The organism is Nonomuraea sp. NPDC005730, from assembly GCF_040630865.1.
Lineage (GTDB): Bacteria > Actinomycetota > Actinomycetes > Streptosporangiales > Streptosporangiaceae > Nonomuraea.
In genome coordinates this window covers 14,632-35,801 of sequence record NZ_JBEXYK010000008.1, presented here as the reverse complement: position 1 = coordinate 35,801, position 21,170 = coordinate 14,632, and the positions used below count along the sequence as shown (strand labels likewise).

The following is a 21,170-nucleotide window of genomic DNA, read 5'->3' as shown; positions in this document are numbered from 1 at the left end:
GTGCAGCGATTGCAGGACCGGGTGGCCGTGATCACGGGCGCGGGCAGCGGCATCGGGCTGGCCACGGCGCGCAGGTTCGCGCAGGAGGGCGCGAAGGTCGTCTGCGTCGACATCGACGAGGACGCCGGGGCCAAGGCCGCGGGCGAGGTCGGCGGCCTCTTCGTCAAGGCCGACGTGACCAGCGAGGACGACGTCGTCCGGATGTTCGCCACGGCCCACGAGACCTACGGCGGCGTGGACATCGCCTTCAACAACGCCGGCATCTCGCCGCCCGACGACGACTCGATCCTGGAGACCGGCCTCGACGCCTGGCGCCGCGTCCAGGAGGTGAACCTGACCAGCGTGTACCTGTGCTGCAAGCACGCCATCCCGTACATGCGGCGGCAGGGCAAGGGGTCGATCATCAACACCGCGTCGTTCGTGGCGGTGATGGGGTCGGCCACGTCGCAGATCTCGTACACGGCCTCCAAGGGCGGCGTGCTGGCGATGTCGCGCGAGCTGGGCGTGCAGTTCGCCCGCGAGGGCATCCGGGTCAACGCGCTGTGCCCGGGGCCGGTGAACACGCCGCTGCTGCAGGAGCTGTTCGCCAAGGACCCCGAGCGGGCCCAGCGGCGCCTGGTGCACATCCCGGTGGGCCGCTTCGCCGAGGCGTCGGAGATCGCCGCCGCCGTGGCGTTCCTGGCCAGCGACGACGCCTCCTTCATCACGGGGGCCGAGTTCCTGGTGGACGGCGGCATCTCCGGCGCGTACGTGACGCCGCTGTGACCCGTCCGGTCATCGGCGTCACGACGTACGTCGAGCCCGCCCGGTTCACCGTGTGGGACCTGCCCGTCGCGCTGCTGCCGTACATGTACGTCGAGAAGATCGTCCAGGCCGGCGGGCAGCCCGTGCTGCTGCCGCCGGCCGGCGATCCCGCCCAGGTCGTGGGGCGGCTCGACGGTCTCGTCCTGGCCGGCGGCGGCGACGTCGACCCGGCCAGGTACGGCCGGGCGGCGCACGAGCGCACCGGTTACGTCCGGGAGTTCCGGGACGAGGCCGAGTTCGCCCTGCTGGCGGCGGCCCTGGCGGCCGGGCTGCCGTTCCTGGGCATCTGCCGAGGGCTCCAGGTGCTCAACGTGCTGCTCGGCGGCACCCTGCACCAGCACCTGCCCGATGTGACCGGGCACACCGGCCACTCCCCCGCGCCCGGCGAGTTCGGCCACCTGCCGGTCACGCCCGTCCCCGGCAGCCGCCTGGCCAAGGCGCTCGGCACGCAACCGGTGGCGGTCCCGCACTACCACCACCAGGCCGTCGACCGGCTCGCCCCCGGCCTCACGGTCACCGCCACGGCAGGCGACGGGACGATCGAGGCGGTGGAGCTCGACTCCGGCGGGTTCGCGGTGGCGGTCCAGTGGCACCCGGAGGCGGGCGACGGACCGGCGCTCTTCGAGGCGTTCACGGCGGCCTGCTGAGACCGTTACTGGAAAGCTTCTTTACCTTTTCTGCGCCCTAAAATCGCGCGAAATCCCAGCTCAAAGGGCCATACCACCACGTTATAGGAAACTTGTTGGGTACCGGGTCGCGCCATCCCGGTGTCACCCTGTGTTCATCCCCAGCCGGCCGGGGCTCTTCCACTCCACACCCCCCTGAGGAGCCAGAGAGTGAACCCCAAACTCAGGTTGGGGGCTGCCGCAATGCTCGCGCTAGCCCTGACCACCAGCTCGCTGGTGGGCGCCACGAGCGCCACAGCCCAAGCGTCGCAGGTGGCCGATCCTCCCAGCCCCGACGAGCGCAGGAACGCGATCGCCACCGCACACAACGCGATCCTGGCCGACTCGGCGGCATTGCTGGCATCCGAGCAGGACACGTTCACGCTGACGTCGACCGTCGAAGGCGTCCGCGGCCTGCAGTACCTGACCTACGCCCGTAACCACGCGGGCCTGCCCGTCTACGGCGGCGACGTGGTCGTCGCCACGGACGCCTCCGGCGCGGTGGTCGACACGGTCGCCACCGGGCAGCGCACGAAGATCGGGATCGGCACGAAGGCGAAGGTGACCGCGGCCCAGGCCGCCGTGACGGCCAGGGCCAAGGTGGCCAGGGTCGAGACCGTCGCCACGCCCGTGCTGTCCGTGCACGCCGCCACGAAGACCCCGCGGCTGGCCTACGAGGTCCTGGTCACCGGCGCCAACGCCACCGGTCACGAGACCAAGCTCCATGTCTACGTGGACGCCCTCACCGGCAAGGTCATCGACGAGTGGGACGAGGTGCGCGACGGCACCGGCAACAGCTACTACGTCGGCACCGTCACCATCGACACCAGCCCCTCGTACACGATGCGCGACCCCCGCAGGAGCGGTGTCGCGTGCGGCGGCCAGAACGGCTCGCCGTACACGAAGACCACCGACACCTGGGGCAACGGCTCGGGCACGAACCTGGAGACCGCCTGCGTCGACGCGCTCTACGCCGCGCAGCGGGAATGGGACATGCTGAGCGCCTGGCTCGGCCGCAGCGGCATCAACGGCCAGGGCGGCGGCTACCCGGCCCGCGTCGGCCTGGCCGACGTCAACGCCTACTGGAACGGCCAGTACGGCTCCTTCGGCCACAACTCCGCCAACTCCCAGCAGCTCACGTCGATGGACGTGGTCGGCCACGAGTTCGGCCACGGCATCTTCCAGTTCACCAGCGGCGGCTCGGGCAGCGGCAACGAGGCCGGCGGCATGAACGAGTCCACCGGCGACATCTTCGGCGCGCTCACCGAGGCGTACGCCAACAACCCGAACGACCCGCCGGACTACCTGGTCGGCGAGGAGGTCAACCTCTCCGGGGCCGGGCCGATCCGCAACATGTACAACCCGTCGGCCCTCAGCCACCCGAGCTGCTACAGCGCCTCCATCCCGAACACCGAGGTGCACGCGGCGGCCGGCCCGCAGAACCACTGGTTCTACCTCGTGGCCGAGGGCACCAACCCCTCGGGCAAGCCCGCGAGCAGCCGCTGCGACAACGGCGCCGCGATCACCGGCATCGGCATCCGCAAGGCCGGTGAGGTGTTCATGTCCGCGCTGAACACGAAGACCCAGCCGTGGACGCACGCCAAGGCCAGGGTCGCCACCCTCCAGGCCGCCAAGACCCTGTACCCGGGCAGCTGCACCGAGTTCAACGTGGTCAAGAACGCCTGGGACGGCGTCAGCGTACGGGCCCAGTCCGGCGAGCCGAGCTGCACCCAGGGCAGCAACGACTTCTCGGTCAACCTGAACCCCGCCTCCGGCAGCGTCACTCCGGGTCAGAGCACCACGACCACGGTCAGCACCACCGTGACCGGCGGCTCGGCGCAGTCGATCACCCTGCGGGCCGGCACCCTGCCGACCGGCGTGACCGCCTCGTTCAGCCCGGCCACCATCACCGCGGGGCAGAGCTCCACGCTGACGATCACCACCTCGGCGAGCAGCCCGCAGGGCAACCACTCGATCGCGATCACGGCCGACGGCGCCGACGTCGACCGGCAGGCCACCTACAACCTGCAGATCGGGCAGAGCTCGCCGAACGACTACTCCTTCGGCGTGACCCCGTCGTCGGCCTCGGTGCAGGCCGGTCAGTCGGCCACCGCCACGGTCAGCACGCAGGTCACCGCCGGTCAGGCGCAGAGCATCGCGCTGTCGGCGAGCAACGTGCCCGCGGGCGTGACGGTCAGCTTCAGCCCGTCCACGATCACCGCCGGGCAGTCGTCCACGGTGACGTTCGCGACCACGAGCGGCGTGACGCCCAGCACGTACACGATCAGCCTGAACGCCGACGGCGCGAGCGCCGACCACTCGGCCTCCTTCAGCCTGACGGTGGGCGGCGGCCAGGGCACCACGTGGCAGACGTACACGGCCTACACGGCCGGACAGACCGTCACCTACCAGGGCACCAGCTACCGCTGCCTGCAGTCTCACACGAGCCTGCCGGGCTGGGAGCCGCCCAACACCCCTGCCCTCTGGCAGCCGGTCTAAGTCGCAATACCTGGGCGGCCACGCCGGGGTGGCCGCCCAACCCCCTTGAGGAGCCACAGATCGTGAACGCCATGCTCAGGCTGGGCGCCGCGGCCACCGCCGCGTTGGCCCTGACCCTCACCACGCCGGCCGGACCGGCCGGCGCCGCCGCCGACCCCGCGCCCGACATCCCCGTCGCGAACGTGACGGCGCATCTGAGCCAGTTGCAGTCCATCGCCACGAGCAACGGCGGCAACCGCGCCTCGGGCAGGCCGGGCTTCACCGCCTCGATGAACTACATCAAGGGCAAGCTCGACGCGGCCGGCTTCACCACCCGCGTGCAGAGCTTCAGCGGCGGCAGCAACCTGATCGCCGACTGGCCGGGCGGCCCCGCCAACCAGACCGTGATGCTCGGCGCCCACCTCGACAGCGTCGCGGCCGGCCCCGGGATCAACGACAACGGTTCCGGCTCGGCCGCGCTCCTGGAGAACGCCCTCACCCTGGCCGCCCGCAGGCCCACCCTCACCAAGCACGTGCGGTTCGGCTGGTGGGGCGCCGAAGAGGCGGGCATGGTCGGGTCCAGGTACTACGTGCAGAACGGCGGCGCGAGCGGCGTCGAGGTGTACCTGAACTTCGACATGATCGCCTCGACCAACGCCGGCTACTTCGTCTACGACGACGACGCGGCGATCCAGCGCACCTTCAACGACTACTTTGCCACCATCGGCCTGCAGACCGAGGGTGACAGGGAGGGCGACGGCCGCAGCGACCACGCCTCGTTCAAGAGCGCGGGCGTCCGGGTCGGCGGCCTGGCCACGGGGGCCGGGGCGGTCAAGAGCTCGGCCCAGGCCGCCAGGTGGGGCGGCTCGGCCGGGCAGCCGTTCGACCGCTGCTACCACAGCGCCTGCGACAGCTACCCGAGCGCCGTCAACACCACGGCGCTCGACCGCAACTCCGACGCCATCGCGTACGCCATATGGAAGCTCGCCGTGGGCACCAGCACGCCCACGGAGAACGACTACTCGATCTCGGTGGCCCCGTCGTCGGCATCGGTCCAGGCCGGTCAGTCGGCTACCGCGGCGGTCAGTACCCAGGTCACGTCCGGCCAGGCGCAGAGCATCGCGCTCTCCGCCGGGAACGTGCCGAGCGGGGTCACCGTCTCCTTCAGCCCGTCCACTGTGCAGGCGGGTCAGTCGTCCACCGTCACGATCGCCACCACCAGCGGCGTCGCGGCGGGGACGTACACCATAGGGATCAACGGCGACGGGGCGACGGCGGACCACTCCGCGTCCTTCACCCTGACCGTCGGAGGGGACGGCCAGGGCACCACCTGGACGGCCTACAAGTCGTACACGGCCGGAGACGTCGTCACCTATCAGGGGGTCAGCTACCGCTGCCTCCAGGCGCACACCAGCCTGCCGGGCTGGGAGCCGCCGAACGTGCCCGCCCTCTGGGCGCGGGCCTGATCCTCGGGCCTGACCTATAGGGCCTGATCCATGGGGCCTGATTCATAGGGCCTGATCCTCGCGCGGGCCGGTCGCCACCGGCCCGCCCCCGAGCTGCCGCGTGCGAGCTGACCTGCCATGACCGGCTCGCGCGCGGCCACCAACGCGGCCGCGACCCCGCCTCTCCGGGGCCGCGGCCGCTTTTCGCTGCGTGCGGGATGTCGCGGATGCTGCGGATGGCAGGGGGCGAAGCGCGACAACACCCCCATGACGGCACTAGGCTGACGGACATCACCGGCGAAACCGTGCGGGAGAGCACCCTGACAGCCGGTCAGGGTCCCTGAAGGAGCAAGCCCTCCCCGCGAACCTCTCAAGGCAAAGGACCGCGCGGCAGCCCTGTAAGGCGTTCTTACGGGGAGGTGACCTCTGGAAAGCAGGCCCTCGGGGCCTCGCCGAAGGTGAAAGTCCGGTAAAACTCGGGCGAAGCTCTCAGGCATCCATGACAGAGGGGGAGGATGCTGGCATCCAATCCTGTCCTGAGGTGCGACAAATGTCCCGACCTACGCCGCTACGAGACGTCCACGAGGCCCTAGGCGCCACGCTGACCGACTTCGCCGGATGGCTCATGCCGCTCCGGTACGGCAGCGAGTCGGCGGAGCACAAAGCCGTCCGCGAGGCGGCCGGGCTGTTCGACCTCTCGCACATGGGCGAGATCTTCCTGACCGGTCCGCAGGCCGCAGAGGCCCTCGACTACGCCCTGGTCGGCCACCTGTCGGCGCTCGCGCCCGGCCGGGCCAGGTACACGATGATCGTGGACGAGCGCGGCGGGGTGCTCGACGACCTCATCGTCTACCGGCTGGCGGACGAGGAGTTCATGGTGGTGGCCAACGCCTCGAACTCCGACAAGGTCGCGGATGAGCTGAAAAATCGTACTAAGTCGTATGACACGGCGGTCGATGACCGCTCCCAGCAGTACGCCCTCATCGCGATCCAGGGCCCGAAGGCCCAGGAGATCCTGGCCACGCTCACCGACGCCGACCTCGGCGGCCTCAAGTACTACGCGGGCCTGCCCGGCGTGGTCGACGGCCGCCAGGCGCTCATCGCCCGCACCGGCTACACCGGCGAGGACGGCTTCGAGCTGTTCGTCGCCAACCAGGACGCCGTGCCGCTCTGGCGCGCCCTGGAGGCGGCGGGCGAGCCGCACGGGCTCAGGGCCGCCGGTCTGTCCAGCCGCGACACCCTCAGGCTGGAGGCCGGCATGCCGCTCTACGGCAACGAGCTGAGCTCCGACCTGACCCCGTTCGACGCGGGGCTGGGCAGAGTGGTGAAATTCGACAAGCCCGGTGACTTCGTCGGCAGGGCGGCACTGGAGGCGGTCAAGGACGACCAGCCCCGCCGCCGCCTCGTCGGCCTGGTCGCCCAGGGCCGCCGGGTGCCGCGTCACGGCTACCCGGTCACCCGCGACGGCGCCGTCGTCGGCGAGGTCACCAGCGGTGCGCCCTCCCAGACCCTGGGCAAGCCCATCGCGATGGCCTACGTGGACGCCGGAGCCGACACAGGTCTGGCCGTGGACATCCGGGGCAGCCATGAACCTATGGACCTGGTCGAGCTGCCCTTCTACAGGAGGAACAAGTGAGCAACATCCCTGACGACCTGAACTACACCAAGGAGCACGAGTGGGTGTCGGGCGTGGACGACGGCATCACCGTGACCGTCGGCATCACGGCCTTCGCCGCCGAGGCTCTTGGTGACGTCGTCTTCGTGCAGCTCCCCGAGGTCGGTTCGACCGTCGAGGCGGGTGACTCGGTCGGCGAGGTGGAGTCCACCAAGTCGGTGAGCGAGATCTACGCGCCCGTCGGCGGCGAGATCGTCGAGGTGAACGCGGCCGTGTCCGACGACCCGTCGCTGGCCAACAGCGACCCGTACGGCGACGGCTGGATGTTCCGTGTCCGCATGGAGGGCGACGCGGAGGACCTGCTGTCCGCCGAGGAGTACACGGCGCTCACCTCAGGCGAGTCCTGACACCAACGCCGGGGCCCGCGGCGGGCCCCGGCACTTCCTGAACTGAAGGGCGCCATCAATGGCGATCAGCGTCTTCGACCTCTTCAAGATCGGCATCGGACCGTCCAGCTCCCACACCGGCGGCCCGATGGCCGCCGCGCACAAGTTCGCCCGCGGGCTGCACGACGACGGCCTGCTCCCCCGCGTGGCCCGCGTCGAGGTCATCCTGTACGGCTCGCTCGGCCTGACCGGCAAGGGCCACGGCAGCGACAAGGCGGTGCTGCTCGGCCTGTCCGGTGAGAAGCCGGAGCTGGTCGACGTCGACTCCGTCGACGCCCGCCTGGCCGAGATGCGCGCCTCGGGCACGGTCAACCTCTACGGCGAGCACGAGATCCCCTTCGTCGTGGGCCAGGACCTCGTCTTCGAACGCAAGATCTCCCTGCCCGAGCACCCCAACGGCATGCGCTTCACCGCCCGTGACGAGCAGGGCGAGACCGTGCGCGAGAAGGTCTACTTCTCCGTCGGCGGCGGCTTCGTCGTGGACGAGAAGGCCACCGGCGCCGACCGGATCAAGCCCGACGACACCGTCCTGCCCTACCCGTTCGCCTCGGGCGATGAGCTGCTCAAGCACTGCTCGAACACCGGCCTGTCGATCTCCGCCCTGATGCTGGAGAACGAGAAGGCGTTCGGGCGCACCGAGGAGGAGATCCGCGCGGGCATCCTCAACCTGTGGCGCGTGATGTCGGAGTGCGTGCGGCGCGGCATCTCCAAGGAGGGCGTGCTGCCCGGCGGGCTGAAGGTCAAGCGCCGGGCCAACCAGCTCCACCGGCGGCTGCAGGCCGAGTCTGCCGAGAAGGACCCGCTGCAGGCGATGGACTGGGTGGCGCTGTTCGCCCTGGCCGTCAACGAGGAGAACGCCGCCGGCGGCCGCATCGTCACCGCCCCCACCAACGGCGCCGCGGGCATCATCCCGGCCGTGCTGACGTACTACACCAGGTTCGTCCCGCGCGCCGACGACGACGGCGTGGTGCGCTTCCTGCTCACGGCGGCCGCGATCGGCGTGCTGTTCAAGGAGAACGCCTCGATCTCCGGCGCCGAGGTCGGCTGCCAGGGCGAGGTGGGCTCGGCCTGCTCGATGGCCTCGGCCGGGCTGACCGAGGTCATGGGCGGCACCCCCGAGCAGGTGGAGAACGCCGCCGAGATCGGCATCGAGCACAACCTGGGGCTGACCTGCGACCCGATCGGCGGGCTGGTGCAGATCCCGTGCATCGAGCGCAACGCGGTGGCCTCCAACAAAGCCATCACGGCCGCCAGGATCGCCCTGCGCGGCGACGGCCGCCACTACGTGGCCCTGGACAAGGCCATCAAGACCATGCGCGACACCGGCCGCGACATGCTCGACAAGTACAAGGAGACCTCACGCGGCGGCCTGGCCGTCAACGTCATCGAGTGCTGACCGACTCCGAGTGGTACCGTAGAGTTGTACCACTCGGAGGAGGCGATCATGTCCATCACCGCCAGCGAAGCTCGCCGTCGCCTGTTCCCTCTCATCGAAGAGGTCAACAACGACCACACCGCCGTAGAGATCGTGTCCAAGAGCGGCAGCGCCTACCTGGTGGCCGCCGAGGAGTACGAAGCGCTGCGGGAGACGGCCTATCTGCTACGTTCCCCGGCCAACGCCCGCCGGCTGATCGAGTCCTACCAGGAGGCGGTCCAAGGGCGTCATGAGCGTCACGCGCTGCTGGACGACGAGGCTGCTCGGTGAAGGTGGCGTTCACCAGCCAGGGCTGGGAGGACTACGTCCACTGGCAGACGGCCGACCGGCAGATGCTCAAGCGCATCAACCGGCTGGTCGAGGATGTCGTGCGCGATCCTTACGAGGGCATCGGCAAGCCCGAGCCCCTCAAGTACGCGTTGGCGGGCGCCTGGTCCCGGCGCATCACCGACGAGCATCGCCTGGTGTACCTGGTCGCCCACGACGAGGTCGTCGTCCTGCAGGCTCGCTACCACTACGAGTAGAGACGCGGCGGTCCGCCCGGCTCCTCCGTGCAGGAGGGGCCGGACGGGCCGGGTGTCAGGCGGACGAGCGGCAGATGACCGTGGTGGTGTGGCTGTTCACGCAGATCAGGCCGACCGCGGGGCTGAGCGCGTGGGCCAGCAGGCCGGGCAGGTGATCCCCGACGCATTGCATCTGGCCGTCTTCCCCGATCTTGCAGGGGATCAGCGGAAAGCCGTCGCCCGTCTCCGCGTGAGCGGCGGGCGCGGCGAGCGCCAGGGCGAGGGTTGCGGCGGCGAAAGCGCCGATGATGCGGTGAATGACGACCTCCCGATCGGATTCGACGACGAAGGCGCCGAGTCGCGCCTTCTTCCTTCAGCTACGAGCAGCCAGTTGACTGGTCAGCGGCGCTCGGCCGGTTGGCGGCGGACGTGGACGCGGACGACCGCAGGCGTCTCGTCGTCGCGCACCTCGCGGCGGATGCGGCCGACGATGTCCTGGTCGAGCTTGGTCACCACCGCGCCGACGTCCGCGTCGGAGGGGCAGGTCAGGGCGACGCGCAGGCCGTTGTCGGCGACCCGTACGCCCGCCCGGCCCAGGCCGTCCACGCCCTTGAGGCCCACGCACAGCATGGCCGTGCCGGTGCCGCTGGCCGCGCCCCGGCGGCCCCAGCCCAGGCTGAGCAGCAGCCAGCGCACGGCGAGCATGGCCAGGATCAGCATGGCGAAGGCCAGCAGCCACAACGTCCAGGGGTCCGCGGCCATCGTGCGGGCGATCTCGGCGGGCAGCACCTTGGCGTTGCGCGGCAGGTCGAAGAGCAGGCCCTGGCCGCGCAGCCAGCCGTAACCGCCCGCGCCGAGCAGGGCGAGCCCGACCAGGGCCAGGCCGACGCGGTTGCCCGTGTACTGCCGCATCACACGCCCTTCCTGCGCAGCCGGACGACGACCTCGCCGGTGCCGAGCGTGCCGACGCCGGCCAGCCGGTCGCCGACCGCCGTGCCGACCTGCCGGAGCATCGCGCCCGAGCTCTCCGGCCCGGTCACGACGGTGACCTCGATGGTGCGCCGGCGCAGCCGTACCCGGGCCCGGTCCACGCCGTTCACCTTCTGGGCGGCCGCGCGCAGGGTGCGGCGCAGCCCGGCGCGGGTGATGCCGATGACGATCAGCGGGTCGGACGTCTCGACCGGGACCGTCCTGTAACGTCCCGGCACGATCGCGAGCAGCAGCATCAACAGCCCGGCCCCGGCGGTGAGCAGCGCGGCCGAGGAGACCTGCGGCCACGTCCGCGCGCCGGCCAGCTCGATCGCCTCGTTCACCGGGACCCAGCCCAGTGGCTTGCCGAGCAGCGACGTCACCACCTCGGCGGTCGTCGCGCCGAGCACGGCGGCCAGGACGAGCGCGACGAGGGCGCCGGGCAGCGCACGCGCCGGTCTGAGCGCCCTTCTCGCCCTGCGCAGCCCGGTGTGGTGCTGGGCGGTGATGGCTGCGGGCACCATCTGCTGAAGCGTGGTCATCACAACGACAGACGTACATGGATCCGGAGGGGCTGCGACCGCGCCCTCGCCGCCCATTTGCCCGATCATTACGGCCGCACCAAGGAAAGTGAACCTCTCCCGCGTTCCAGGCATGAATATGAACCCCGCTCATATTCATTCGCCCGATATGCCGTTACCCTGCTGACATGGATGACCGCCGGCGCTACGACCGCGCCACCGCCGCGCTCGAACCGCCCTTCGCGATCCTCGACCTGGCGGCCATGCGGGCCAACGCGGCCGACCTGGTGCGCCGCGCCGCCGGCAAGCCGATCCGGGTGGCGAGCAAGTCCGTGCGCAGCCGCGCCGTCCTCGAACGCATCCTGGCCATGGACGGCTTCCGCGGCATCATGGCCTTCACCCTCCCCGAGGCCCTGTGGCTGGCCGGTCAGGGCTTCACCGACATCCTGGTCGCCTACCCCACGGCCGACCGGCAGGCGCTCGCCGCCCTGGCCGCCGACCCGCGGGCCGCCGCCGAGATCGCGATCACCGTCGACTCCCGCGAGCAGCTCGACTTCGTCGAGCAGGCCGTGTCAGGCGTGCATCCCAGGGCCGAGTTGCGGCTCTCCCTCGACCTGGACGCCGGCTACGTCACCCTCGGCGGCAAGTTCAGGGCCGGCGCACTCCGCTCGCCCGTGCGCGAGCCCCATGAGGCCGCCGACCTGGCCACGGCCATCGCCAAGCGTCCGGGGCTGCGCCTGGTGGGGCTCATGGCCTACGAGGCGCAGATCGCCGGCGTCGGCGACGCACCGCCGGGCAACGCCGCCTTCGCCCGGGTCGTCCGGGTCATGCAGGCCCGCTCGGCCCGCGAGCTGGTCGTCCGTCGCGGCCGCGTCGTGAACGCCGTGCGCCAGGTCGCCGACCTGGAGTTCGTCAACGGCGGCGGCACCGGCTCGATCGAGACGACCGTCAGGGAGAACGCGATCACGGAGGTCGCCGCCGGATCGGGCTTCTTCCACCCACGGCTGTTCGACTTCTACCGGCGTTTCACCGGGCGTCCGGCGGCCCTGTTCGCGCTGCCGGTCGTCCGGCGTCCCGGGCCGGACACGGTCACGGTGCTGGGCGGCGGCTACCTGGCCTCCGGCCCTCCCGGGCCGAGCCGGCTGCCGCAGCCGTACCTGCCCGCCGGCCTGCGGTACGCGCAGGACGAGGGCGCGGGCGAGGTGCAGACCCCGCTGCTGGGCCAGGCGGCCCAGGAGCTGCGGGTCGGGGACCGGGTGTGGTTCAGGCACGCCAAGGCGGGCGAGATGTGCGAGCGCTTCGACACCCTGCACCTCGTGGACGGCGACACCCTGGCCGAGTCGGTGCCGACGTACCGGGGCGAGGGCAGGACCTTCCTCTGACCCCGCCCCCGCCCCCGCCCCGGCCCCGGAACCCGCTCAGCGCCGGCGGCGCCTGCGCCGGAACAGCACGATCGCGGCGCCGACGACCAGCACCGCGCCGACGCCGATGAGCACCGGCGCCAGGTTGGGCTGCTCGTCCTCCCACACCCCTTCGGGCTTGTCGCCGTAGTCGACCGGGCGGGCGGTCACCCCGAGGGCGTCCCCCACGGACGCCACGAAGTGGCCCGCCCGGCTCCTGACATCGGCGACCGTACGCTCGGCGACCCGCTTGGGGCTCACCCGGTCGGCGATGGCGTCGACCGTCTGCGCCAACTCCGCGCGCGTGCGCGCGATCCGCCGCTCCAACTCGTCGGGATCGGTGTCAGCCATGGCTCTCCTTTCGACCGTACGCGTGGTCGCGCCCGCTACGTAGTCCGCCGCGAGCTCCGTCCGTTCTGGTCGTGATCAGTCTGTCAGGTCGGCGTGCCGTACGGCACAGCGGCCGGGCCGGTAGGTTTGCCGGAGGAACTCAGGAGGGCCCATGACAGAGACCAAGCTCGCGCCCGGCGACGCCGCGCCCGAGTTCACGCTACCCACCGCCGACGGCGGCACCGTCTCCCTCGACAGCCTTCGCGGCAAGAGGGTGATCCTCTATTTCTACCCCGCCGCCATGACGCCCGGCTGCACCAAACAGGCCTGCGACTTCCGCGACAACCTCGGCCAGTTGACCGGTGAGGGTTTCGTCGTCCTCGGCGTGTCGAAGGACAAGCCGGAGAAGCTGGCCAAGTTCGTCGCCCGCGACGCCCTGACCTTCCCCTTGTTGTCGGACCCGGAGCTCGCCGTCCACCAGGCCTACGGCGCGTACGGCCCGAAGAAGCTCTACGGCAAGGAGATGATCGGCGTGATCCGCTCGACGTTCGTCATCGACGCCGACGGCAAGATCGAGCAGGCGCTCTACAACGTGAAGGCCACCGGCCACGTGGCCTCGCTCAAGAAGAAGCTCGGCCTGGCCTGATCCCCGGCTCGCGGGCCCGCCGACAGGGGGCCCGCGGTCGTCGCGGAAGGCTGCCCGGCCACGGCCGGAGCGCTAAGCTGTTCCCAGCCCGCCTCGGCGGGATCGCGGGCGTGGCGAAATGGCATACGCGGCAGGTTTAGGTCCTGTTGGTGGAGACACTGTGGGGGTTCGAGTCCCCCCGCCCGCACACGCAGCGGCTGCGAGGGTCGTGCCGTCCGGGAGGCCGGGTCGCGCGGTGCTTCCTCTTCACCGCGCGACCCGCGTCTCGATCATGATCCGCCATCACGATCTCCCTTTACTCGCCCGCGAGGGGCGCTCCCATGTACCACCATGCCTGGTCCCTTGTAAGACCCATGTAAGACCTGGGTCGTACGCGGACTTCCCCCTCTAGGCGGACAAATCTCTGGCGTGGCTTACATATCGTGATGATGTGTTCGGCAGGGTACGGGCGTGGTCGAGGCGCCACGGCGGGCTGGTGAGCGTCCTGCGGGTCGCCCCCCTCGCCGTCTTCAGCTTGCTTCTGGCGATCCCCTACGCCTCGCTCACCCCGGCGGGGGGCAGCCGCTACCTGGGCGTGGCGGGCTACGTCGCGCTCTCGGTGCTGCTGATAGTGCCGCTGCTGTGGCGGCGCAGGCCGCTGGCGGCGTACGCGGTGATCTCGCTGGCCTCCTTCGGGCAGTGGCTGGCCCACGTCGACCCGCTGCCCGCCAACCTCGCGGTCATGGTGGCGCTGTGGACGGTCGCCTCCGAGTGCGCGTTCCGGTGGGCGCTGGCCGCCGGGCTGGTGGCCGAGCTGGGGATCTTCCTGGCGCTGGTGAACTGGTCCGTCGCCACCTTCGGCATGTTCTTCAGCGGCTCGATCTTCGTCGTCACCATCTGGCTCGCCGGCCTGTACGCCAACACCCGCCGGCGCTACCTCGAAGGGCTGGAGGAACGCGCCGAGCGGGCCGAGCGCGAACGCGACCAGCAGGCCAGGATGGCCGCGGCGGCCGAGCGCACCAGGATCGCCAGGGAGCTGCACGACGTGGTGGCCCACAATGTCAGTGTGATGGTGGTGCAGGCCGACGGGGCGGGCTTCGCCCTCGACAGCGACCCCGAGCAGGCCCGGCTGGCCGTACGGAACATCTCCAAGACCGGGCGGGCGGCCCTGGCCGAGATGCGCAGGATGGTCGGCGTGCTGCGCGAGAACGAGGACGACGGCACCGACTACACCCCGCAGCCCGGCCTGGGCCAGCTGGAAGAGCTGGTACGCGGCGCCGGCGTGCCCGCCAGCCTGCGCATCGGCGGCGTGCCCGGCGACCTTCCCGAAGGGCAGCAGCTCGCCGTGTACCGCATCGTCCAGGAGGCGCTGACGAACGCGCTCAAGCACGGCGGCCCGCACGTCCAGGCGCGGGTCGAGATCGACTACGGCGGGCCCGAGCTGGTCGTCCGGGTGACCGACGACGGCCGGGGCGCCGCCGCGCCGCGCAGCCCCGACGGGCACGGCCTGATCGGCATGCGCGAACGCGTCGGCATGTACGGCGGCGCGGTCTCGGCCGGTCCCCTGACCGGCGGCGGCTTCGAGGTGCTGGCCCGCCTCCCGGCGGCGAGGGCGGCGTGATGATCAGGGTGATGCTGGTCGACGACCAGGAGCTGCTGCGGGCCGGGTTCAAGATGGTGCTCGGCGCCCAGCCCGACATCGACGTGGTGGCCGAGGCCGCCGACGGCGTCACGGCCCTGGAGCTGCTGGACCGCGTCGAGGTGGACGTCGTGCTCATGGACGTCCGCATGCCGCGCATGGACGGCGTCGAGGCGACCAGGCACATCGACGGGCCGAAGGTGCTGATCCTGACCACGTTCGACCTCGACGAGTACGCCCTGGCCGCGATCAAGGCGGGCGCGGCCGGGTTCCTGCTGAAGGACGTGCCGCCCGCCGACCTGGTCAACGCCATCAGGCAGGTGCACGCGGGCGACGCCGTGGTCTCGCCGCGCACGCTGCGCCGGATGCTGGACCGCTTCGCCGCGCAGTTGCCGGTGGAGGAGCTGCCGGCGGCGACCGAGCTGACCCCGCGCGAGCGGGAGGTGCTGCTCATGGTGGCCCGCGGCCTGTCGAACATGGAGATCGCGGGCCGTCTGGAGGTCGCCGAGGCCACGGTGAAGACGCATCTCGGCCGGGTGCTGGCCAAGCTGGGGCTGCGGGACCGGGCCCAGGTGGTGGTGTACGCGTACGAGGCGGGGCTCGTCGTGCCCTCGCATCGGCCGAAAGGCTGACGGGGGTCGTCTGAGGTCCTACACGAAGTCCCTCCTCAGGGCCCACAATTCCTGAAATTTCCACTCCTAACGTTGGTCGCGACGAGAAATTGCGACAAGGAGTGAAAGTGACCCTCACCGAGTCCTGGCGCGCGGCACCGCCCGCGGTGGTGGCCAAGGCCCTGACCAAGGTGTACGGCCAGGGCGACGCCCAGGTCCACGCCCTTCGCGGCGTGGACGTGGCCTTCGCCACCGGCGCCTTCACGGCGATCATGGGCCCGTCCGGCTCCGGGAAGTCGACGCTCATGCACTGCCTGGCCGGCCTGGACACCGCCACCTCGGGCACGGTGCACATCGGCGACGTCGAGCTGACCGGCCTGGCCGACCGGCAGCTCACGCTGCTGCGCCGGGAGCGGATCGGCTTCATCTTCCAGGCGTTCAACCTGCTGCCCACGCTCACCGCCGAGCAGAACATCAGGCTGCCCCTGGACATCGCCGCCCGGCAGGCGGACGAGGAGCTGTTCTCCCGGGTCATCGACACCGTCGGGCTGCGGAACCGGCTCGGGCACCGGCCGACCGAGCTGTCCGGCGGCCAGCAGCAGCGCGTGGCCGTGGCCAGGGCCCTGATCAGCAAGCCGCAGGTGATCTTCGCCGACGAGCCCACGGGCAACCTGGACTCGCGCAGCGGCTCGGAGATCCTGTCCTTCCTGCGCACCTCGGTCCGTGAGCTCGGCCAGACCATCGTCATGGTCACCCACGACCCGGTCGCGGCGGCCTACGCCGACCGGGTGGTGTTCCTGCGCGACGGCGAGCTGGTCACCGAGATCACCTCGCCCTCGCCGCAGGCCGTCCTGGACACGCTCGTGAAGCTGGAGGGCTGAGGTGCTGAAGACGGCGCTGGCCGGGCTGCGCGCGCACAAGCTCAGGCTGCTGCTCACCTCGCTGGCGATCACGCTGGGGGTGGGCTTCATCGCGGGCACGTTCGTGCTGAACGACACCATCCAGGCGGGCTTCTCCCAGCGCGTCACCGCCGACGCCGACAAGGTGGACGTGGCCGTCCTGCCCAAGGAGCGCGACGGCGTGCTGCCGGAGAAGGCTCTGGAACGGGTGCGCGCCCTCGCCGGCGTGACCGAGGCGCAGGGCCTGATCCGCGACCCCGCGCCGCTGCTCGGCAAGGACGGCAGGGCGGTCGGCAGCAGCCCGACCACGGCCCTGTCCATCGTCCCCGGCCCGCTGGACCGCACCTCGATCGTCGCGGGCACCGCCCCGGGCACCGACGACCAGGCGGCCGTGCTGGACAAGAACACCGCGAAGTCGCAGGGCCTGCGGCTCGGCGACACGATCACCGTGCTCGACCCCAAGCAGGCCCGCCACCGGTTCCGGCTGGTCGGCCTGCTCGACCCCGGGGTGGACCAGGAGCTGTCCTTCACCGGCGCGGTCGGCTTCACCGCGGCCACCGCACAGCGCATGACCGGCGCCAAGGGTTACCGCGAGATCGACGTCGCCGGCTCGGCCCCCGGGCTGAAGCAGGCCGTGGCCGCGGCGCTCGGCGACGCCTACGAGGTCAAGTCCGGCACGGAGCTGGCCGACGACCTGGCGGCCTCGGCCGGGCTGTCGATGCGCACGCTGACCATCGGCCTGCTGCTGTTCGGGGCGGTGGCGATGATGGTGGCCGCGCTGGTCATCTACAACACCTTCACCATCCTGGTCGCGCAGCGCACCCGGGAGATGGCGCTGCTGCGCTGCATCGGCGCGACCCGCGGGCAGGTGTTCGGCTCGATCGTGCTGGAGTCGTTCGCGGTCGGGCTGCTCGCCTCCGCCCTCGGCCTGCTCACCGGGTACGGGCTGGCCGTGCTCGCGCTGACGCTGCTGTCCGCGTTCGACGCCCCCATGCCCACGGACGCGGCGGTCGCGCTGACGCCGGCCACCATCGGGATCGGCCTGGCCGTAGGCCTGGTGGTCACCCTGTTCGCGGCCCTGCTGCCCGCGCGGGCGGCCACCCGCGTGCCGCCGGTCGCGGCGCTGCGCGCCCAGCCGGAGGAGCAGGACTTCCGCACCGGCCTGCTGCGCTCGGTGTTCGCGGGGCTGTTCCTGCTGGCCGGGGCGGGCATGACCGCGTTCGGCGTGGCAGGGCTGCCGGCCGGCGAGACGAGCACGCTGTTCGTCGTGATGGCCGGCGGCGCGCTGGTCTTCCTGGCCGTGCTGATCCTCGGGCCGGTGCTGGTCAGGCCGCTGAGCGCGGTGGTGGGCTGGATCCCGGCCAAGCTGTTCGGCGTGCCCGGACGCCTGGCGCTGGACAACTCGGCCCGCAACCCCCGGCGCGCCGCGACCACCACGGTCGCGCTCACCATCGGCGTCACGCTGATGACGCTGATCTCGGTGCTCAGCGCCTCCACCCGGCTGACCGTGTGGAACAAGCTCGACGAGCAGTTCCCGGTCGACTACATGCTGGCCGGCCAGGTGCAGGACAGCGGGGTGCCCAGGTCGGTGGCCGAGAAGCTGCGCGGCCGTCCCGAGCTGGCCTCGGTGCTGCAGATCCGCGAGACTCCGGGCAAGGTGGGCGACCGGCGCTTCGACATCGGCACCTACCACGGGACCGTCGCCCCCGAGGTGCTGTCCGGCTCGATGGTGGGCCTGTCGGCCGGGCAGGTCGCGCTGCTCGACTACGCTGCCTCCGCCCTGGGCGTCAAGGTCGGCGACACGGTCACCGTCAAGACCGAGAAGGCCGGGTCCGTGCCGCTGAAGGTGGTCGCCGTCCTCGCCGGGACGAACTCCACCCTGCCGCCGCTCACCGTCGCCGAGCGGCCGTTCGACACCTACTACGACCGGGTGCCCGACTCCCGCGTGATGATCAACATCCGCGACGGCGTCGCGACCGACCAGGCCCGCCAGGTGGTCAGGGCCGCGATCGCGGCCCATCCCACCGTCCAGATGGCCAGCTCGACCGAGGTACGCGGACAGTTCGACGAGACCCTGGACATGCTGCTCATGATCGTGACCGGGCTGCTCGGGCTGGCGATCCTGATCTCGCTGCTCGGCATCGCCAACACCCTGTCGTTGTCGGTGCACGAGCGCACCAGGGAGTCGGCGCTGCTGCGGGCGCTCGGGCTGACCCGGCCGCAGCTGCGGCGCATGCTCTCGGTCGAGGCGCTGCTGCTCGGCCTGGTCGGGGCGCTGGTCGGCGTGGTGCTCGGCGGCGTGTTCGGCTGGGCCGCGGTACGGGCGATGTTGCCCGGGGCGGTCTTCTCCGCGCCGCTCGGGCAGATCGCGCTGTTCGTGGTGCTCTCGGGGCTGGCGGGCGTGCTGGCCGCCGTGGTGCCGGCCCGGCGGGCGGCCAGGGCGTCGATCGTCGGTTCGTTGGCTACGGGGTGATCCATGGCAAAAGCGAATAAAAGCGAAAAATCAGGATAGAGGGTACGCGCAGGGGCTGCGCGGCCTCATGGGACGGGTGTCGTGGGGGACGCCGAGGCCGCGCGGCCACGTACGTGCCGCCAGGTCGGACCCCCCATGGGGGCGCGGCCACGCACGTGACGACAGGTCGGGCGCCCGATGGGGGCGGCGCCCGGCCTCCCGTGCGTCACGCGGTCAGCGCGGGGTACGGCCGGGCCACAGCTCGGCGACGGTCTCCGGATCCAGCAGAGGCCGGACGACGACCTCCCCGGACGCCTTGTCGATCACCATGCACGCCCCGCCGACCGTGTCCGGCAGCGTGGTTGGGTCGTCGGGGTCGAGCTCGCGGATCCAGGCGACGTACCCGTCGTGGAAGCCGTACAGGCCCACCGACAGCGGCTCGTCCGGCGGGCGCGTCCCGTTGACGTACTCCTCCGCCAGCGCCCTGGCCTGGTCCATGTTCATCGCGGCCGCCCCTGCCGGTCGAGGATCATGCAGAACACCCCCGTCACCGTCGCGTACGGCGGCTCGACCGACATGTGCCCGCGCTGGGCGTCGATCCAGATCACCTCGCTGCCGGAGTTGACCGCGTTCCAGACGTGCGACCCGCCGCCCGGCCAGCGCACCACGATGACCGCGCTCGCGCCGTGCCCGGCCTCCAGCAGCCGCCGGGCGATCATGGGGTAGGCGTGCCGCCCCTGGCCCGCGTACTGGAACCGCCGGCCGGTCCAGCGCTCGATCCGGGCCGCTCCGCCCTTCTCGCCGGTGAGCAGCGGCCGGCCGATCCCGTCGTACTCGGGGAGCCGGGGGGCGGCGGTGGCGGGCTCGCCGTGCCAGGTGGACAACACGGCCAGGGCGCAGTCGGCGGCGTTGGAGGCCCGGAACGGGTCGTCCGCCGGGCCGCCGCCGTTGATCAGCCGGACCCAGGTGCCGCGCGGGTCGGGAAACCTGGTGCCGGGCTCCAGCGCCTGCCTCAGCTCCCGTTCCACCTGCGGGTCCGGCTGTGCCAGCCCGCCGGGCAGCCCGTACGGCCGGCAGTCGGCCAGCCTCGGCGGCCGCCGCTCGCCCTCGAACCAGTCGACGGCTGCGCGGTTCCTCGCCCGGTCGATCCGGGCCTCCAGCGGATGCCGTCCGTCCGCGCCGCGGGCCCCGTCCCTCTCTCCGAACTCCAGCCGCCGCATCCCGCTGACCGCCGCCCCGAAACCCCGCGTCACCGCGTCCCCGGGTCTCTCCGGCCCGCCGGTCCCGCTCCCCGGGAACTTCCCCGGCTCCCCCTCGTCCGGCCCGGCCCCACGCAGGCTGCCCTGGTCCGGACTGACCTCACGCGAATTCCCCTTGTCCGGACCGGCCGCGCGCAGGCTGCCCGCCTCCGGGGCTGCTTCCCGCGGGCCGCTCGCGCGTGCCGCCTCTGCCTGCGCGGCGGCTCCGTTCAGGCCGATCTCGCGTGGGGCGGCCGTCGTGGGTGTTGCTCCGCGCGGATCGCGGGCCGGGGCCGGGTGAGCCGTCGTGCGCGATGCCCACTCCTCCGGGTCGTCGGGCGCGTCAGGACGCCCCTCCGGGTGGCTGGACGTGCCGGTCCGCGCTTCCCCGGCGTTCGGCACGTCGGCGTTCGGCGCGTCCGGGTTCGGCACGTCGGTCGCGGCCCGCCCGCCGGTCGCCGCGCCGCCGTCGGCGCCGCGGCCGGTCGGCCCGGCGGAACGTGGCGCCGGGCCGTCCGGCACGCCCGCCGGCGCCTTCCGGTCGTCCGGCAGGCCGGGATGTGCGCCCTCCCGTTCTTCCGGGAGGGCGGTGGCGAGGCGGTTGAGGGTGTTCAGGCTGAACGTCAGGCCGTACGGCGTGTCGGTGCGGGCCGGCGCCGGGCGGGTGGCGAGACCGGTGAGCACGTCCAGGGCGGAGGCCACACCGGGAGCGGAGGCTGCGGCGGGCCGGGGGGATGGGTGGGAGGGAGCAGTGGGCTGCGTACGGAGGCCGGATGGCGGCGGCTCCTCGGCGGGGGCGCGGGAGGCGGCGGGCGTTAAGGGGGCCGAGCCCTCACGGGAGGAGGGCACCTCGGTCGTGGCGGGCGCCTCGCCGGGGACGTCCTCGGCGGCACGTTCGTAGTCGAGCCACCGGACCCCCTCTCCCACCACCGGGTTGTACTGCCCCTCCGGAAGGACCCCTCGGACGCTCGACTTGCGTTCGCGGACCACGTCCTGCCTCCTGTCCTGCTTGGACGACCGATCGTAGGGCCGCCGTCGCGTCCGAGAGGGGGAAGTGGGGAAGATTATCCGTCAGGGCCCACGGCTTTACCTGCG

The 21,170-nt window shown here is 71.8% G+C and carries 20 protein-coding genes, 1 tRNA gene and 2 riboswitches; of the genes, 16 read left to right on the top strand and 5 right to left on the bottom strand.

The features are described from left to right. From ABZ444_RS13335 to ABZ444_RS13295, 9 genes are all read left to right on the top strand, one after another. Entirely contained in the window at positions 1-765 is a 765-nt protein-coding gene (locus ABZ444_RS13335) for a 3-oxoacyl-ACP reductase (protein ID WP_357995315.1), read from the top strand. Next, positions 762-1,451: a gamma-glutamyl-gamma-aminobutyrate hydrolase family protein gene (locus ABZ444_RS13330; RefSeq protein ID WP_357995313.1), complete on the top strand. Its 690-nt coding sequence runs from the start codon at positions 762-764 to the stop codon at positions 1,449-1,451. Before ABZ444_RS13335 ends, ABZ444_RS13330 begins: the two co-directional genes overlap by 4 nt. Positions 1,452-1,673: 222 nt before the next feature. Further along, positions 1,674-3,968 carry a M4 family metallopeptidase gene (locus tag ABZ444_RS13325; protein WP_357995311.1) on the top strand — a complete coding sequence of 765 codons (2,295 nt, stop codon included), beginning with the start codon at positions 1,674-1,676 and terminating at the stop codon, positions 3,966-3,968. 71 nt (positions 3,969-4,039) lie between these two features. Then, on the top strand, positions 4,040-5,413 hold the full coding sequence (locus tag ABZ444_RS13320) for a M28 family peptidase (protein ID WP_357995596.1): 1,374 nt from the start codon (positions 4,040-4,042) through the stop codon (positions 5,411-5,413). A 277-nt stretch (positions 5,414-5,690) separates the two neighbouring features. Beyond that, positions 5,691-5,788, top strand: a riboswitch (glycine riboswitch). A gap of 20 nt (positions 5,789-5,808) precedes the next feature. Then, positions 5,809-5,908, top strand: a riboswitch (glycine riboswitch). A 34-nt stretch (positions 5,909-5,942) separates the two neighbouring features. Continuing rightward, the gene (gene gcvT / locus ABZ444_RS13315; RefSeq protein ID WP_357995309.1) at positions 5,943-7,028 is read left to right on the top strand and encodes a glycine cleavage system aminomethyltransferase GcvT; all 1,086 of its coding nucleotides are present in this window, start codon (positions 5,943-5,945) and stop codon (positions 7,026-7,028) included. Beyond that, complete coding sequence (gcvH, locus tag ABZ444_RS13310) at positions 7,025-7,414, top strand: glycine cleavage system protein GcvH (protein ID WP_357995307.1); 390 nt, start codon at positions 7,025-7,027, stop codon at positions 7,412-7,414. Before gcvT ends, gcvH begins: the two co-directional genes overlap by 4 nt. Positions 7,415-7,472: 58 nt before the next feature. Next, positions 7,473-8,849: an L-serine ammonia-lyase gene (locus ABZ444_RS13305; RefSeq protein ID WP_357995305.1), complete on the top strand. Its 1,377-nt coding sequence runs from the start codon at positions 7,473-7,475 to the stop codon at positions 8,847-8,849. Between the two features lie 48 nt (positions 8,850-8,897). Next, positions 8,898-9,158 carry a type II toxin-antitoxin system prevent-host-death family antitoxin gene (locus ABZ444_RS13300; protein ID WP_357995303.1) on the top strand — a complete coding sequence of 87 codons (261 nt, stop codon included), beginning with the start codon at positions 8,898-8,900 and terminating at the stop codon, positions 9,156-9,158. After that, positions 9,155-9,412, top strand: coding sequence for a Txe/YoeB family addiction module toxin (locus tag ABZ444_RS13295; RefSeq protein WP_357995301.1), 258 nt, complete (start codon positions 9,155-9,157; stop codon positions 9,410-9,412). Before ABZ444_RS13300 ends, ABZ444_RS13295 begins: the two co-directional genes overlap by 4 nt. Positions 9,413-9,790: 378 nt before the next feature. Here the strand turns inward: ABZ444_RS13295 and ABZ444_RS13290 are convergent, their stop codons facing one another. Both ABZ444_RS13290 and ABZ444_RS13285 read right to left on the bottom strand, forming a co-directional pair. Then, on the bottom strand, positions 9,791-10,303 hold the full coding sequence (locus ABZ444_RS13290) for a hypothetical protein (RefSeq protein WP_357971128.1): 513 nt from the start codon (positions 10,301-10,303) through the stop codon (positions 9,791-9,793). After that, the gene (locus tag ABZ444_RS13285) at positions 10,303-10,884 is read right to left on the bottom strand and encodes a DUF6286 domain-containing protein (protein ID WP_357995299.1); all 582 of its coding nucleotides are present in this window, start codon (positions 10,882-10,884) and stop codon (positions 10,303-10,305) included. The genes ABZ444_RS13290 and ABZ444_RS13285 overlap by 1 nt, the downstream gene beginning before the upstream one ends. 185 nt (positions 10,885-11,069) lie before the next feature. On the opposite strand from ABZ444_RS13285, the gene ABZ444_RS13280 reads away from it, so the two are divergent. Then, positions 11,070-12,263, top strand: coding sequence for an amino acid deaminase/aldolase (locus ABZ444_RS13280; protein ID WP_357995297.1), 1,194 nt, complete (start codon positions 11,070-11,072; stop codon positions 12,261-12,263). Positions 12,264-12,299: 36 nt separating this feature from the next. Here the strand turns inward: ABZ444_RS13280 and ABZ444_RS13275 are convergent, their stop codons facing one another. Next, positions 12,300-12,632, bottom strand: a complete 333-nt coding sequence (locus ABZ444_RS13275; RefSeq protein WP_357971125.1) for a DUF3618 domain-containing protein — start codon at positions 12,630-12,632, stop codon at positions 12,300-12,302. 151 nt (positions 12,633-12,783) lie between these two features. Here ABZ444_RS13275 and bcp point away from each other — a divergent pair, with 151 nt between their 5' ends. The 6 genes from bcp to ABZ444_RS13245 all read left to right on the top strand — a co-directional run bounded on the left by bcp (position 12,784) and on the right by ABZ444_RS13245 (position 18,858). Further along, complete coding sequence (gene bcp, locus ABZ444_RS13270; protein ID WP_357995295.1) at positions 12,784-13,257, top strand: thioredoxin-dependent thiol peroxidase; 474 nt, start codon at positions 12,784-12,786, stop codon at positions 13,255-13,257. Between the two features lie 104 nt (positions 13,258-13,361). Then, a tRNA-Leu gene (locus tag ABZ444_RS13265) sits at positions 13,362-13,444 on the top strand. A 243-nt stretch (positions 13,445-13,687) separates the two neighbouring features. Beyond that, positions 13,688-14,857 carry a sensor histidine kinase gene (locus ABZ444_RS13260; RefSeq protein WP_357995293.1) on the top strand — a complete coding sequence of 390 codons (1,170 nt, stop codon included), beginning with the start codon at positions 13,688-13,690 and terminating at the stop codon, positions 14,855-14,857. Then, a complete protein-coding gene (locus tag ABZ444_RS13255) occupies positions 14,857-15,507 on the top strand; it encodes a response regulator transcription factor (protein WP_357995291.1) in 651 nt (216 codons plus the stop codon). The genes ABZ444_RS13260 and ABZ444_RS13255 overlap by 1 nt, the downstream gene beginning before the upstream one ends. A gap of 107 nt (positions 15,508-15,614) precedes the next feature. Further along, positions 15,615-16,367: an ABC transporter ATP-binding protein gene (locus ABZ444_RS13250; RefSeq protein ID WP_357995289.1), complete on the top strand. Its 753-nt coding sequence runs from the start codon at positions 15,615-15,617 to the stop codon at positions 16,365-16,367. A 1-nt stretch (position 16,368) separates the two neighbouring features. Next, positions 16,369-18,858, top strand: a complete 2,490-nt coding sequence (locus ABZ444_RS13245; protein WP_357995287.1) for an FtsX-like permease family protein — start codon at positions 16,369-16,371, stop codon at positions 18,856-18,858. Positions 18,859-19,071: 213 nt separating this feature from the next. Here the strand turns inward: ABZ444_RS13245 and ABZ444_RS13240 are convergent, their stop codons facing one another. Both ABZ444_RS13240 and ABZ444_RS13235 read right to left on the bottom strand, forming a co-directional pair. Further along, positions 19,072-19,341, bottom strand: coding sequence for a hypothetical protein (locus ABZ444_RS13240; RefSeq protein ID WP_357995285.1), 270 nt, complete (start codon positions 19,339-19,341; stop codon positions 19,072-19,074). Then, positions 19,338-21,065 carry a toxin glutamine deamidase domain-containing protein gene (locus ABZ444_RS13235; RefSeq protein ID WP_357995283.1) on the bottom strand — a complete coding sequence of 576 codons (1,728 nt, stop codon included), beginning with the start codon at positions 21,063-21,065 and terminating at the stop codon, positions 19,338-19,340. Before ABZ444_RS13235 ends, ABZ444_RS13240 begins: the two co-directional genes overlap by 4 nt. Positions 21,066-21,170: the final 105 nt, after the last annotated feature.

What these genes read in the sequence shown, in the direction of transcription:
- ABZ444_RS13325 (WP_357995311.1), top strand. Translation starts at nt 1,674, where the DNA reads ATGCTCGCGCTAGCCCTGACCACCAGCTCGCTGGTGGGCGCCACGAGC.
- ABZ444_RS13320 (WP_357995596.1), top strand. Translation starts at nt 4,040, where the DNA reads ATGCTCAGGCTGGGCGCCGCGGCCACCGCCGCGTTGGCCCTGACCCTC.
- gcvT (WP_357995309.1), top strand. Translation starts at nt 5,943, where the DNA reads ATGTCCCGACCTACGCCGCTACGAGACGTCCACGAGGCCCTAGGCGCC.
- ABZ444_RS13305 (WP_357995305.1), top strand. Translation starts at nt 7,473, where the DNA reads ATGGCGATCAGCGTCTTCGACCTCTTCAAGATCGGCATCGGACCGTCC.
- ABZ444_RS13300 (WP_357995303.1), top strand. Translation starts at nt 8,898, where the DNA reads ATGTCCATCACCGCCAGCGAAGCTCGCCGTCGCCTGTTCCCTCTCATC.
- ABZ444_RS13290 (WP_357971128.1), bottom strand. Translation starts at nt 10,303, where the DNA reads ATGCGGCAGTACACGGGCAACCGCGTCGGCCTGGCCCTGGTCGGGCTC.
- ABZ444_RS13285 (WP_357995299.1), bottom strand. Translation starts at nt 10,884, where the DNA reads ATGGTGCCCGCAGCCATCACCGCCCAGCACCACACCGGGCTGCGCAGG.
- ABZ444_RS13280 (WP_357995297.1), top strand. Translation starts at nt 11,070, where the DNA reads ATGGATGACCGCCGGCGCTACGACCGCGCCACCGCCGCGCTCGAACCG.
- ABZ444_RS13275 (WP_357971125.1), bottom strand. Translation starts at nt 12,632, where the DNA reads ATGGCTGACACCGATCCCGACGAGTTGGAGCGGCGGATCGCGCGCACG.
- bcp (WP_357995295.1), top strand. Translation starts at nt 12,784, where the DNA reads ATGACAGAGACCAAGCTCGCGCCCGGCGACGCCGCGCCCGAGTTCACG.
- ABZ444_RS13255 (WP_357995291.1), top strand. Translation starts at nt 14,857, where the DNA reads ATGATCAGGGTGATGCTGGTCGACGACCAGGAGCTGCTGCGGGCCGGG.
- ABZ444_RS13240 (WP_357995285.1), bottom strand. Translation starts at nt 19,341, where the DNA reads ATGAACATGGACCAGGCCAGGGCGCTGGCGGAGGAGTACGTCAACGGG.